Origin of the sequence: Staphylococcus felis, from assembly GCF_003012915.1 — a bacterium.
Taxonomy (GTDB): Bacteria; Bacillota; Bacilli; order Staphylococcales; family Staphylococcaceae; genus Staphylococcus; species Staphylococcus felis.
Genome location: NZ_CP027770.1, coordinates 664,765 through 679,759, shown reverse-complemented (window position 1 = coordinate 679,759; position 14,995 = coordinate 664,765). Strand labels below are relative to the sequence as shown.

At 30.9% G+C, this 14,995-nt stretch carries 13 protein-coding genes; 6 read left to right on the top strand and 7 right to left on the bottom strand.

The features are described 5' to 3' along the window. Positions 1-144: 144 nt before the first annotated feature. Positions 145-663, bottom strand: a complete 519-nt coding sequence (locus tag C7J90_RS03300; protein WP_103208358.1) for a hypothetical protein — start codon at positions 661-663, stop codon at positions 145-147. A 476-nt stretch (positions 664-1,139) separates the two neighbouring features. On the opposite strand from C7J90_RS03300, the gene C7J90_RS03295 reads away from it, so the two are divergent. Next, the gene (locus C7J90_RS03295) at positions 1,140-1,478 is read left to right on the top strand and encodes a PadR family transcriptional regulator (protein WP_103208356.1); all 339 of its coding nucleotides are present in this window, start codon (positions 1,140-1,142) and stop codon (positions 1,476-1,478) included. Further along, entirely contained in the window at positions 1,468-2,256 is a 789-nt protein-coding gene (locus C7J90_RS03290) for a hypothetical protein (protein ID WP_103208354.1), read from the top strand. Before C7J90_RS03295 ends, C7J90_RS03290 begins: the two co-directional genes overlap by 11 nt. 558 nt (positions 2,257-2,814) lie before the next feature. Here C7J90_RS03290 and C7J90_RS03280 read toward each other — a convergent pair. The 4 genes from C7J90_RS03280 to C7J90_RS03265 form a co-directional block, all read right to left on the bottom strand. Continuing rightward, a complete protein-coding gene (locus C7J90_RS03280) occupies positions 2,815-4,425 on the bottom strand; it encodes a MutS-related protein (protein ID WP_103210379.1) in 1,611 nt (536 codons plus the stop codon). A 273-nt stretch (positions 4,426-4,698) separates the two neighbouring features. Beyond that, complete coding sequence (locus tag C7J90_RS03275) at positions 4,699-5,580, bottom strand: ABC transporter permease (RefSeq protein ID WP_106465086.1); 882 nt, start codon at positions 5,578-5,580, stop codon at positions 4,699-4,701. Continuing rightward, positions 5,577-6,476 (bottom strand): ABC transporter ATP-binding protein, encoded by a 900-nt coding sequence (locus tag C7J90_RS03270; RefSeq protein ID WP_106465085.1) that lies wholly within the window; start codon positions 6,474-6,476, stop codon positions 5,577-5,579. The genes C7J90_RS03275 and C7J90_RS03270 overlap by 4 nt, the downstream gene beginning before the upstream one ends. Beyond that, positions 6,466-6,786 (bottom strand): hotdog family protein, encoded by a 321-nt coding sequence (locus C7J90_RS03265; RefSeq protein ID WP_174688354.1) that lies wholly within the window; start codon positions 6,784-6,786, stop codon positions 6,466-6,468. Before C7J90_RS03265 ends, C7J90_RS03270 begins: the two co-directional genes overlap by 11 nt. Positions 6,787-7,430: 644 nt before the next feature. On the opposite strand from C7J90_RS03265, the gene C7J90_RS03260 reads away from it, so the two are divergent. The 4 genes from C7J90_RS03260 to C7J90_RS03245 all read left to right on the top strand — a co-directional run bounded on the left by C7J90_RS03260 (position 7,431) and on the right by C7J90_RS03245 (position 11,904). Continuing rightward, positions 7,431-8,120, top strand: a complete 690-nt coding sequence (locus C7J90_RS03260) for a response regulator transcription factor (protein ID WP_103210560.1) — start codon at positions 7,431-7,433, stop codon at positions 8,118-8,120. A gap of 133 nt (positions 8,121-8,253) precedes the next feature. Next, on the top strand, positions 8,254-9,099 hold the full coding sequence (locus C7J90_RS03255; RefSeq protein ID WP_232618901.1) for a sensor histidine kinase: 846 nt from the start codon (positions 8,254-8,256) through the stop codon (positions 9,097-9,099). Positions 9,100-9,308: 209 nt separating this feature from the next. Further along, positions 9,309-10,064, top strand: coding sequence for an ABC transporter ATP-binding protein (locus C7J90_RS03250; RefSeq protein ID WP_103210563.1), 756 nt, complete (start codon positions 9,309-9,311; stop codon positions 10,062-10,064). Then, positions 10,051-11,904: an FtsX-like permease family protein gene (locus C7J90_RS03245; protein ID WP_103210565.1), complete on the top strand. Its 1,854-nt coding sequence runs from the start codon at positions 10,051-10,053 to the stop codon at positions 11,902-11,904. The genes C7J90_RS03250 and C7J90_RS03245 overlap by 14 nt, the downstream gene beginning before the upstream one ends. 141 nt (positions 11,905-12,045) lie before the next feature. Here C7J90_RS03245 and C7J90_RS03240 read toward each other — a convergent pair whose 3' ends face one another. Beyond that, positions 12,046-12,693, bottom strand: coding sequence for a hypothetical protein (locus C7J90_RS03240; RefSeq protein ID WP_244905082.1), 648 nt, complete (start codon positions 12,691-12,693; stop codon positions 12,046-12,048). A gap of 95 nt (positions 12,694-12,788) precedes the next feature. Then, entirely contained in the window at positions 12,789-14,579 is a 1,791-nt protein-coding gene (locus tag C7J90_RS03235) for a purple acid phosphatase family protein (RefSeq protein ID WP_103210568.1), read from the bottom strand. Positions 14,580-14,995: the final 416 nt, after the last annotated feature.

The following is a 14,995-nucleotide window of genomic DNA, read 5'->3' as shown; positions in this document are numbered from 1 at the left end:
TTTTTGAAGTCTGTCCAATTGTGCTTGAATTTTAGCTTTTTCTATTTCTACTTCTTGATGTTTATAATATATTGTGAATCCAACTGAGACTATAATGGCTAAAATGAATATAGCCGTCAATATATTCAACAATTGCCTCATACCCTATTCACCCTCTTGACTCAAAGTTTCTATTCCAATGTTAGACTGACGTGGGTCTTCTCCTACAAATGGTCGTTCCTCCCCAATTGATCTACCATTCATTGTTTCAGCAAAACCATCACCATGACTATCTGTATACGCATCCCCTTCAGCAACTGGCGTCGTTTCCGCTTCACTGTCTAGTTCAATATTTTCGTCACTTTCATCTGAAGGCACTTGTTGTTCTTCTGTACGCCTTTCGTCCAGAGAACTTTGATGATTTTGAGGCACATTTGCGGCTTGCTTTTGGGGAACGCTATTTGCGATATAAACATCTTGATTCCTTTGTTCGACTTCAGGTACATACTTAGCTTCCTCTTCTTCAGCTAACTTCTTCTCTTGTTGATGTTCTTTTCGCTCGATTAATCGTTCTTTTTGCTTTGCAAGCTCTAAATCTTTGTAGCTACCATATGCAAAAACAATCGATATGCCTAACAACGCCACTAATATGACAATGCATAAACTTGCCAAAACTTTCTTCACTTTGTTTATCCCCATTCCTTAATGATTTATTAAAAATATTAACACAATTGCTTTAAATTTTGTATTACACTTTTGAAAAGTTTATGTATCTTTTAAATATCACAATTTTTCATAATCATATCGGGCTAGGACATAATCTCGAAGTTTTTCTATAATTAAATGATACGAAAGTGTATATTTTTAAAAGTATTTTAATGTAACATTACACGTATATCACGTCGTATTGTTGGCGAGACGCCTGAGGGAATAGGATGAGCGTCGAGACCGTGGCTGACCCATCTCCTAGGAAATGCGAGCCAAACAATACGAATGATTGATAAAGGAAAAGCGTAGAGATGATTCAATCATGATTCTCTACGCTATTATTTTGGGGTTTGTATCCTCAGCTCTATCTATCTTATAATAAAAGATAGTTGACAAAACAAAATTAATACACTATCTTATATAGTAAGATAGTTAAACAAAAGGTGATTGCCATGTCTATATCTAATCAAATAATGAAAGGACTTCTAGATGGCGCAATACTTGGACTTATCGCACAAGGAGAAACATACGGCTATGAAATTGTAGAAAAATTAAAATTATATCAATTTCCTGAAATTAGCGATGGCAGTATATATCCAGTATTATTACGACTCAATAAAAAGGGATATGTACATACAAGTATACGCAAATCAGATAACGGAGGACCTAAGCGTAAGTATTACACAATCTCAGAAAGTGGCCAACACGAACTCGAACAATTCAAAATCAAGTGGCAGTACTTAAATACAGGTATGACAAATCTATTTGGAGGGAATACAAATGTTAAGTAAACAGTCCGAAGACTTTTTAACAAAATTGAGAGTGGAACTTCAATTTAGAGGTAAAAAAAGTAATGATATAGAAGAAATTGAAGATGAATTAAGAGATCATCTCGAAATAGCCGAACAAAACGAGGACGATGTCAGTCACATCATCGACACACCCATTAAAGTTTACGCTGATCAATTTGCAAAAAATATGCCTTTTTTTAATCATATATCAAAATATATCACGTACTTTATCGTATTTATGATTGTGGTTTTTACATTACCTGATTTTTTTGCACCTACATATACATTAACAGTGAGCTATATACTCAATGTCATTTTTATATTCTTTATAACCATTGTCGTTGGACTATACCTCATGCGTGAAATTATCTTAAAGTTTGGCGACAATAAAATAACATATATTCTTTCGGCATTATGTGGTATTTTTATTTTTGGATTAATGGTGCTTAGCCACTATTTAGCACGGCACTTTCCAATTTATGATATTGTTACATTGAACCAATCACAAAGTGTCATACTCGGGTCACTACTATTCATCATTATTGCATTACTTTGCTTCTTATTAAAACAAAAAATTTTTATTGTTGTTTTATTCATCGTCTGTTTGCCAAATATTGTTGCACTCATATTTTCAGATAACGGCTCAAACTCGCAATATATTATGATTTCATTAACCTTACTGATTGTCTTTAATATTGGTTTTACAGTTTTCATATTCTATCAAATATATAAAGACAAAAAGTTAGAAAAACAAGATTCAAAACAGACTGGGTCATAAACCTCAAAATAAAAGCGTATTGTTTGGCTCGCATTTCCTAGGGGATGGGTCGAGCCGCGGTCTCGACGCTCATCCTATTCCCTCAGGCGTCTCGCCAACAATACGACGTGATATACGTGTAATTTTACATTAAAGTGCTTTAAAAAAATACATTTTCGTATCATTGAATGAATCATCTAATTACAAGAAAACTTCGAGATATTTATATCCCAGCCTGTTTTTCGATAATTAGGTTTGAACATGATATCAATGGAGGAATAATCATACCATACACTCAAAATTGATGTTAATGTCATACATAAGATTCTAATGATAGAGGTGTCAAAACACATGTCGAAATCTCAACACATCTTATTGGCACTCATTATAGTGCTATTCATTATTGAAGTAGTTCTTACAATCTTTTTCGTCTCGTTCAGTTCATTCATTTACAAAGGGTTAACGATTATACATAGCATATTAATCTCTGTTTTTATTATTCGGCAAGTCAAACGAAAAGGGATGTAATACATTAAGAGGGCAGTCAGTACGACCGCCCTCTTAATGATGGGAATTAGCTTAATTAATAGTTTTGACATATTCCTTAGCACGTTGATAAATCTCTGATGGGAATTGAGTGATACGCAATAACTCAATAGCGTTTCGTGTATTGGCCTTCCCTTTTTTAATTTTGTAATCAAAATAAATATGATAATCTTCTATAGATTCATTAAAATGATAATTTTCATAGCTTCTTTTTAGGCGTTCTGAAAGTTCAATATCATGTGTTGCTGCAATGATTCTATGCTCTTTTTGCTCACTTAAATACTCAAGCACTGACTCAGAAGCCGCAATACGTTCAGTGGTATTAGTCCCTTTGAAGATTTCATCAATGAAGCAATATACAGGGCTATCATCACTCCGATTGAATAAGCGCCGAATGGATTTTAACTCTGCCATAAAATAGCTATCTCCTGACAATATGTCATCTACATTCACCATAGATGAATACACCAATCCCGGCTTATACATAAACTTATCAGCTGTAGCAATATTAAGTGTTTGTGCAAGAATCAGATTAATTGCAACTGCCTTCATAAATGTCGATTTTCCTGATGCATTTGATCCAGTCAGCAAAATGTTTTGATTAACATTTAAAGCGTTTGGCACGCCATCTTCTAACAATGGATGGATTAAATTCTCAAAATCCACCTTTTGTTCAGTTTCGACAATTATTGGTTCACAATATGTATCAAGGGTTCGTCTGTACATTGCTAAAGTATATTGATTATCTAAATTACTAATGTAGTCATAACATTCTAATAACTCGTTTTGATACTTATAATATGTAGATTGAATGATATGAAAGAAAAAATAATCTAACATCAAGCTTAGTTTCAAAAGCATCATCAACGCCCCACCGAGACTTTGACTATCTGCCTTACTAAGGAATCCAACGAGAAAACCTAAGCCTTTAAAATGCTGAAACGCTACAGCAATTTTAGGTGTTCCTTCAATTCGGCTTAACAACTGGCTCTGTTTCAATACTTTTGCAGAGTAAAACAATGACATCAAATCTTGATTGTAACTCTTTTTCAAAATTGCAGATAAACCTATATTGAATAGCACAGATAACAGAATGAATAAAATGCCTATTGAAGGATTTATAAAAGCAATTACTATGCTAATTAAAGGTAAAAATGGACATAACATAAATAGATTATTCCGCTTAATAGGTGCAATCTGGTCAGGAAAAAGTGGATATGTTACCTTCCCTATTAATGCCAAACGATAAGCAACTTGAGTCCTAAAATCTGCTTCATTTGTAAAGCGCTCTAGCAGCTCATCATTTTTTATGCTAAACATATTTCTTAAAGTTGCGTACCATTTCATTTCTCCAATAGCAGTGAAATTAAAATTACTACGATGAAATATTGTATCAAAGTTTAAATCCGACCACGTTTTATCGTCAACAAGCGACCCAGTATGATTATCACGACGAAGCTTAAATTGATAATCAAACCTTGCATTCGGACGTATAAACTCTTCTGATGGCTTTTTATCCTCCCAAAGTCTTTGAATATTTGCCACCAGTTTCTTCTTAGTTATAAGGGAAACGATAAAACCCAAAATAAATCCTACAACAATGATACCTGTAACAAAAAATAGATATACTTGATAGATACTCATAAAACCCCTCATTTATATTTATTTTTCACTATTATCAAGAAATATATTACAATTTATATTTCTATTATATACCAAACAATAATTGTCTTCTTATTGATAATCGTTTCAGATTAGATATGCTTTCTTTGACCTCAATACACATACAAAATTGAATATTCAAGATTTTTATTGATATAGTAGACAATTTAGGATTTATTTTAAAAGTGATTTAGTATTGTGAATTGTTTTACTGGTTATATGTTTTGACGCTTCATCGTCATTACTTTTCATAGTTTACTTCCTTCTTTGAACAGTAATTATTAAAACATTGATTATTAACATAAGTAAAATCCAACCTATTACTATTGATATACTAGTGAAATTAGAGATTTCAATATTATCCCAGTATAAATAAATGCCATACGTTTTTTCATAATTTTCCTGATAATGATCTGGAACATTTACAAAAAAATCATTTATACTATCTTTCATTAATATTTGTTTTAATAGTGCTGCTATATGAATCATTGGTAAAATTAAAATAACTTTAGAGATAATGTCCCCAAGATTACCTATAGTAATATATACTCCAGCTAAAAACCCTATTAAAGTACCTACTATTGTTGATGCTGTAGCAAAGCTACTCCTAGTAGATAGTACATTAGCCAAAAGTAGACCAAAACTAACTCCAAATAAATTGGATAATATAAGAATACTTATAATTTTTAACCATTTGATAAAATCAATATGGATTATTTCATCTATTCCCACAAATATTGCAACACCTAATATAAAAGCTATCAATAAAATAAATATACCTAGTATGAATGAAGATAGATAATAAGAAATCATCAATTTAAATGATGATATACTTGATAATCTAAAATCATTTATCTTTTTATTCTCCTTATCTTCTACCATAACTCCAAACCCCGACAATGTAGTAGTAACAGAGATAACTATTATTAAGCCAGCGACTAACCATAGATTAATCATATCCATACCTGCTTGCGAAATATTTGAACTATGTGCCGCCTTTTTTAATTCATCAATTTGAAAGTTACTTAAAAAAGCCTTATATATAATTAATAAAATAATAACAGCTAAAAATGATAATATAAAAGCTACCCTATCTCTAACATTATAAATTAAATTCCTTTTTACTAAACTAATCATTTAGATTTCTCCTCTTTGAGTAATTGCAAGTATGAATGTTCTAAACTAGGTGTTTTATTCTCAAAGTTAATTAATACTCCTTTTTCATAAGCTTCATTTAAAATATTGATTTTCATATCTATATCCTTATTAAAAAAACTTAAATTTCCTTTTTTATCGGGCAATTTGTTCTTAATTTTAAGTTTTTGATCTTTTAAATGAAGTTTTAACTCTGAGTATCCATATTTTTTTATGAACTCAAAGGTAGTACCAAAAAATTGATTTTCTCCTTTAATTAACGTAATTAAATAATCAATTGACTTCATTTCTTCTAAATAGTGAGTCACTAATATTACTGTTAAACCTTGCTGTTTTCTAATGTTATGAATGGATTCCCATAAATCTGCCCTCATTTGAACATCTATTCCTGTTGTAGGTTCATCTAAAATTAAAACTTTAGGACTATTAAGTAATACTTTGACAATATCAATCCTTCTTTTTTGGCCTCCAGATAAAGTTCCATATCTTTTTTTCATTAGTTCATTTATCTTAAATTCTCGATCTAATTCATCTATCTTACTTAATATATATTTTTTCTTTAATCCATACAGCCCACCTCTAGACAATAAATTCTCTTTTACAGTAAGATTCTGATCTAAAACACTCTCTTGATGTACTACCCCAATTAATTTGTTAATTTGAGCTGTATTTAATAATTCTCCATTTCCACCAGTCCATGTGACACTGCCTTTTGTTTGCTGTATTTGTTGTGTAAGTATTTTTATTAAAGTTGTTTTTCCAGATCCATTAGGTCCAAGCAATCCATAAAAACATCCACTTTCTAATTTCAAGTTTATGTTCTTTAATATCGTTTGTGCATTAAAACTGTGAGATACATTTTCTAGGTTAATCAACATTTTTAGTTACTGCCATCCTTCCAGTACAGACTTTTTCACCATGTGTCGTAATCTTAAATTCTATTTCACTTATGAAATTCGACGATAATTTATTTTTAACATAAATTGTCAAAACATCTCCCGGCCTTACAATTTTTAAAAATTTTACGTCTTTTATATTAGCTAAATACCCAACTTTATACTTTAATTTATTATCAATCAAGTCATGTAACATTTCTTCTGAAATTTTATGTTTATCATCTTGTAATAATAGCTCATCTAAAATATACAGAATAACAGCCGATTGTGCTGCACACTCAATTAATAACACTCCAGGAAAAATCGGTTTATCAGGAAAATGTCCTTAAAAGTAAGACTCATTAAAAGTATCATTTAAGTCTATATTTATAAAACTAGCCCACTTGTCATTAGACGTCCTCAAAAAAATGTGAATACCTCAACCATCTATCAATGTTATTAAGAATATTCATCTATTTTGTATCATACGATTGCTACACATAATATACATTAGATATTTGGTTACGCAAACAGTACAACAATTATTCAGCACATTCTTTTATTAAAAGCCTTATTAAACAATTAGATATGTCTTAAGTTACTATTAATGATCATGCACCTACAACGAAATTCCCCATGTATAAACCTGATAAAAGACTTTAAACTTAATCACAATTGTAATTATATATCCACATAAGTGAACAACTCTCATATTAAAATAAGACGAGCGAGGTATTAATACAGCTGAGTAACTGACTTTGTTTCAATACTTTTACACAACTTAGATACTCTTATTAAGGCTACATCATTGAGTTTACTCATTTTCTTTATTATACCAATCCCAAATCAGTATAAAGTACGATATTAAAAATTAAAGAAGCTATATTATAATTAAAGTAATCATTAAAAAGATGCAAGTATGAAAAAAGTCACTGTATTGATCAAGGAGGAATGGTGATGAGCTATAAAATTTTTATGATTGAAGACGATGCACAGTTAGCACAATTAGTAGCGTCTTATCTTGCTAAATATGATTATGATGTCATGATTTGTGAAGATTTTAAAGAGATTGATGTCGCTATTAAAGAGTCACAGCCTGACCTTATATTAATGGATATCAATATTCCTTTTTATGATGGATTTTACTGGTGTCAAGAAATTCGAAAAACAACTTTTATACCTATTATGTTTATGTCAGCAAGATCAGAAGAATCAGATCAAGTCAGAGCGATGATGAGTGGCGGTGACGACTATATTACAAAACCTTTCTCTTATGATTTGCTTTTAGCTAAAGTAAATTCTCAAATACGCCGAAACTATGGAGATTATGCCAATAATCATTCAATAATCAAATGTGGTGATTGTTCATTTAATCAATTAAGATTTACCTTGAAATGTGGTCAAAATCAAGTAGATTTATCTAAAAACGAGTCATTATTAATCCATACTTTATTTGATTCTTTTCCTAATTCTGTCAGTCGTGAAAAAATATTATCTAAGATTTGGGATAATGATTTATTTGTTGAAGAAAATACGCTGAATGTTACAGTGAGTCGCGTACGAAAAAAGTTGAAAGACATTGGTTCAAAATTACAAGTAGTCACAATAAGAAGCATAGGATATAAAATTACTTATGAGAACCCATAAACATTTTTTAACTCTTTTTATATTAGATTATTTGCCACTTTTTTTCGTGACCTTTTTGATTCAAATATTTTTCTTCGGCACACTTTTTTTCATCAAAGGCATATGGTTCAAAGAGTATCTTTATTTTAGTTTTTTGACGGCATTTGTTTTATTTATCTATGTCATCATACGTCTTTATTACAGAGGACGTGTTTATGAAAAACTCTTGTTAAGTAGTGATCATTTAAATGATTACTTCATTCATGATGCACGCGGACATTATGAAAAACAGTTTAATGTGATGATTGATCGATTGATCCATTCCAATGGACAGCAAAAAATTCAATATCAAAAAGAAAAACAACTACAAAAAGTCTTAATATATCGATTTGTTCATCAAATGAAAACACCCGTTTCCGTTTTAAAATTAATGGCTGAAAATCGAATTGATGAGGCTGATTTTAAAATGGTAGATGATAACCTTAATACGATTCAATATCATCTAAATCAAATGTTAACTATTTATAAGTTGGAAGATTTTAAAAGTGACTTTATTGCTGAAAAAGTAAATTTGAATACAATATGCAAAGAATGTATTAATAACTTAAAAGATTATTTTATCTCCTTTCAGATTTATCCTAAGCTTGAAATTGATGAAGATATTCATGTCTATTCTGATCCAAAGTGGCTGAAGTTAGTGATTCATCAGTTGCTCACTAATGCTATTAAGTACAGTCACAATGGGCAATCGGTCAAGATTACACACCATGATAAGGAAGGGAATTCAGTACTATGTATTATCGATGAGGGAATCGGTATTCACGAAGCTGAACTCAAAAAAATCTTTGAATTATTTTACGTCGGTATGAATGGTCGAAACAATGCAGACTCTAGTGGTATCGGCTTATATATGGCACGCACGATTACGGAATATCTAGGTCATGACATCACTGTACATTCTCAATTAGACAAAGGGACTACAGTTTATATTGTATTCTAAACTATGCTGTTTTTAATCATTTAGTTTACAGCTCCCTTTTATTTTTTAACGTAAACGTCTACATTATCCGATAATGTTACAAATCTGTAAGGTTGTGTAATGTTATCGGATTTTTTGTTAATACTTCTATTGTTAAAGTAATCCTGTAAAGCATATTACTTCTCAATAAATTTAAAGATTAATTCTACAATCGATAAGGAGCGTACGTTATGATATTAAAAGTATCTCATCTAGAAAAAACTTATAAAGGCCAGGTGTCCTTCACAGCTTTAGACGATATTAATATGGAAGTCGAAAAAGGTGACTTTATTGCGATTATGGGGCCTAGTGGAAGCGGTAAAAGTACATTTTTAAATACTATTTCAACCATTGATGCACCAACAAATGGCACTGTGGAAATTAATGGCGTTAACCCTCATATTATGAATGATGCACAGCTGTCTGAATTCAGACGTAAAGAACTTGGATTTGTATTTCAACAATTTAACTTAATCAATACTCTCACGATTGGCGAAAACATAATACTCCCTCTCACATTGGAAGGTATTGATTTTAAAACAATGATGCAAAAAAGAGATGAGATTAGTTCTCTTTTAGGCATACAACATATTTTAGATAAACGCACTTATGAAGTTTCAGGTGGACAAGCCCAAAGAGCAGCTATTGCAAGAGCTGTCATTAATTCGCCATCCATTTTACTCGCAGATGAGCCTACTGGTAACTTAGACTCAAAATCAGCAAACGATGTAATGAAATTATTTAATAAACTGAATGACACCTTTCATGTGACCATTATTATGGTGACACATGACCCCAACATCGCCTCTTATTCTGATCGAACATATATCATTAAAGATGGCAATATTTATCAAGAAATTATCAAACGAGCAGATGATTCAACATATAAACAACATATTTTAAATACAATGACACTGCTCGGAGGTGATGAGATTGAATCTGTTTAATTTCGCATTTAAAAATATCAGTCGTGACTTTAAAACCTATTTTTTTCATTTTGTTAGTTGTGCGTTTTCTGTTTTTGTATTTTTTGTTTTTACGAATTTATCTTTTCATCCAGCACTTCAAGTTGTTGATAAAGACAGTACAATCGGTATCGTCCTTAACTTAGGACTGATTGTATCACTCATTTTTTCGTTTGTCTTTATTCTCTATTCAGTCACCAACTTCTTAAAACAAAGGAGTAGACAGTTTGCTATTCTAAATATTATCGGATCAAGCAATACACAATTCAAAAGATTGATTTTTTATGAAAATGGACTGATATCGCTCTGCGCAATTGGATGTGGCATCATCATCGGCCTTGTTTTTTCGAAGTTTTTTCTGATGATTGCTGAAATAGTGATTGGTGATCTACAACTTTACTTTTACTTCCCTATGAAAGCAATCATTTACACTATATTATTAATGGGAGGCTTGTTTCTCTCAATTTCAATCATTGCCCCTATTATTTTGAGAAAGAAAAAGATTATTAGTTTGTTAAAGAAAGAAGATGAAGCCGAAAAAAGCTATATCTTAATTATGACTGTTGCCGTTATAATCATCATACCTATACTTATTTATAATCGACACAATGATTCACTTTTGATGTATCCGGTGTATTTAATCGCTTTTGTTTTAATGAGTTACTTTACATTCAATGTCATATTTATTATTTATGAATTTATTATGAAATATACTCAGAAAATGTTTAAAGGTGTAAATCTCATTAAAATAAGTAACTTTAAGTATAATAATCATACAAATTTAAAAACCATGACGATTTCAATGACACTATTTACAGTCATATTAACTTCATTAATCTACATTATCGGTGCTCCTAAAAATGTAGAAAAGACAACCTATAAAATCTTGCCTTATTCTCATATGTACAGTGCATTCAATAAAAATGTTGATGATGTAAGTCAAGCTCATAAAATTGAAACAATACTAAGTAAAGAAGACGGCTTTAAATCTTTACAAGTTAACTATTTAAAATTAGCAACACCTGATAGAGATGTAGTCCTATCAAACGCAACGTATAATAAGATTGCAGAGTTTCTGAACAGAAAACCTATCAACTTAAAGAAAAAAGATTATTATATGGTTGGAACAGATGGGAAAAACATGCCAACAATGGGGCCACTTTTAGAACAAGACTTAAAAAAACTAGGTGTCTCTCATAACAAAGGGGCAACTTCTCATACTATTGCATTATCAGGATATTTCACAAATGTGACTGTCGTTTCTGATGAAAAATATCAAGAACTGACTCATGATTTAGACAGTGATAGATTCTTTGCATTCAACATCAAAAATTGGAAGTCATACAACGATGAAGCGTTGAAAGATAAACTCAATATCAATGGTCAAGATGATTCGCTATCTTCAGCATACTGGTACTACACCGAAGAAAAACTTCAACGTGGCATCATTGCCTATGTAGGTAGTGTTTTATGTATCTCATTTTTAATCGGTATTGCAAGTATTACGTACTCGAGATTATACACTTCTGCAGAAACAGAAATTAAAAAATATCAAACGATGATTAAATTAGGTTTATCCAAAAAAGCAATTAAAAGTGCTCTTGCAAGTACGATTAAATGGATTTTTGTATTGCCATTCTTGATTGCTTTAATCACAACTTGGTTTATTGTGATATACCTTAACCAATTTACTTTGTCTTCTTATTTCAAAATTGCAATCTATTGCAGTTCACTTTATTTTATAATCGAAGTCTTATTATACTTTATCATTAAACATAAATATCAAAACAAAATCTTGAATGCATTATACAGAGATAAGTAACTGATTCTATCTAAGTCTTATTGAATACTTACAATATATAACTACGATACTGATTTCTAAACACATTACAAAGCTTCACAAAATGATTTCTCACATTTTGTGAAGCTTTTAGATTCTACTCGAATTTTTTCGATAAAGAAGTTATTTATCTATTAACTTTTGATAATAACGACTTAATTCTTTATTGTGTGTAAGTGTAAATTGCTCATTAGGCGCTAAGTTGGGATCTTTATCATTGTAATCTTTTGGTGCGAATCCAGAAGAGAGGGTTACACCTGGCTCATTTTTAAATGTATATTCGTAAACTTGTCCTTCTTCAGTAAAAATATACTTTGTAACGGGCTGCTTTAAATCTGCTATCTTACTATATCCTTCAATATTAGATAAAGAAGTAGCTGTTTTATCAAAGCCTGTTATTTTTTGATTTGAAGTATAGACTACTGCACCTGTTAGCACATGAAAATCAAAATCTTGAGCTCTTGACTTCCCAGTTCTATTGAGCTGAATATCGCCTTTATCCGTCATAGCGTACCAATCACCATTCGAAATACTACTCGTACCAAAATAGCGATTTGAGACTGTCCTTCCCTCTTCTTTAGCATTTGTTGATAAATAATTTAGTATATCTTCTTTTATTGTTTCTTTCTCTTTATCAGAAAAGTTTGATGCTTTTGGAGTATTTGCAAGTGCTGGTGTTTTATCAATCATTCCATTATCCGCTACTATATATTCATAGCCAAAAATCGTAAGTAACAGCAAGCAGACCATTGAAAATACTATCGTTTTCATATGTCTCTTCATTACATATTCTACCCCTTCTTTAAATCAGACTAATCGATTTAACCGATTCAATATTGACACATTCAATCCATTAGGGATTTGGCTTACTTTTTGCTAATACCAAATTCATCTACTAGTGTAACCTGACGTGGTTCTCCTTTAGTAAAATCACCACTTAATTGATATATTTTGACCTTAAGTTTATTTCCTTCTACTTCATAAACTGAGAAGTTTTGATTTGATGAATCCCTGTTATTTTCATGTTTGTCATTAAATGCACTTGTTTGTTGAGGTTGCATACCTATTTTAAATAAACTATTATAATGATTTAATTTTTCCTGGTCTAACCAACCTAACTCAGGTCTCACTTTTTTGATATGTTCTAATGAACGGTCATAAATACTATCATATTCTTTTGTGCCTCCTGTATTAGGTAATACATAGACAGAACCTTTTGGATTATCATAGTATGTGACATTATCAGATCCTACAAATTGTTTTGCCTCTTCTTTTTTGGCATTGACAAAGCTATTTTTCGTCGACGTATGTTCTAGAGGATGCGTACGTGATAAAACATGATCATGCCCTTGTAAAACGAGGTCAACATCTAAATCATCTATCATCTTTGTTAATTCGTCTCTTACCTTTTTAACATCTTTATCTGATAAAGCGTGGTAAGATTTAGAGTACATTGGCTTGTGCAAGCTTAGAATTACCCATTTAGCTCCTTTTTTACGAGCCTTTTCAATATCTTTTTTAATCCATTTTAATTGTTCTTGACCTAATGCTTTTTCATCCGGATTATCTTTAGATTTTTTATTATCATTCGTGTTAGCAACAACCATATGTGCATTATTATAATCAAACGAATAGTATGAACCACCATTCACAGCATCATTCGCTTTAGGCACATTCACATGATTGTTAAATGCATCCAATAATTTGTCGTCATCTTCATTCAAGGCATACTCATCATGATTACCAGATACTGCCACTAGTGGTAATGACATAAATGATGGTCGTGATTGTTCATACAAATCTACCCACTCATCTTCAACTTCAGCTGTTTCTACAAAATCACCTGTATGTAACACAAAATGAGGTTGTCCCACTGTGTTAATAGCATTTTTTAATGTATCCGCAGCAAATGTTGCTTCATTTCTTACATTTTCATTCCAATAGGCATTTTGTGTATCAGTATATTGAACAAAGTTAAACGGATCCCCTTTGTCTCCTGCTGTTTTGAATTGACCCACTTCACTCTTATTACCTTTTTCACTACCCACTTTGTAGTAATATTGCGTGTTTGGCTTTAGATTTTTAGCTTTTGCTTTATATGTATACTCCGTTTCTTTTAATAATTCAGATTCACCATGTTTATCCCCACTTGTCCATTCTGGTCCTTCTGCATTCTCGTCAGTATAATAACCATTTACTTTCGGCTTTCCATCTTTTTTCACAGGATTTCCTTCATCATCTTTTTCTATGTCTTTATAAATAATATGTCCCTCTTTGTCTCTCTCAAGGTATTTAGAAATGACTTTTTTAGGTGTCGCTTTAAAAGATTTGGCGTTTTTAAAGTCTTTAGATTCAGATACCCACACTTTCGAATCATCAAATTTATCAGTTGTATACCAACTAAAACCCATCTCTGATTTCGTATTACCATTAATATTTGCAATAACACGGTTAGGGTTATTCTTCTTCTTGATTTCTGCTACTTCAGGCTTTTTGTCGCGTAACTGTATCTGCTTTTGGTTATCTTGTGATGAATCATTGTGAGTTGTTCCGCCACTTTCATAACCACTTGCTATAGCAGCATTAGGCACTGTAACTGTAAATATGAAGCTCATTACAATACCCAATACAACAGACTTACTTTTAGCTAATTTCATAAAAAAACCTCCCATTATTATATAAATGTTCACAATAATATTTTAACAGGATTATATTAAACTGAAGTTAACATTATAGTAAGATTGTGAGGGGAGGTTTAAGTTTGTTAAGAAAAAATGGACTAACTAAAAGATAGTATTATATTTTAATTAATACATTAAAAATTCGGTTAAATTTATAAATCATAAACTATTAGTGTTGTGCTAATACTAAATAGTTTCACTTTTAAAGATAAATATAGATGAATGATGATTCTTTAAAACTGTATTCCTTATATAAAAAATTAAACTAAAAAATTCATATAATTTTATAATGACTTGTTATGAATTTGTTTATGCACGAATAAAATGTACAACAGATCTATACTCCAAACTAATAGAAAACTATAAAAAAAGGAATGGAGTGCTCCATTCCT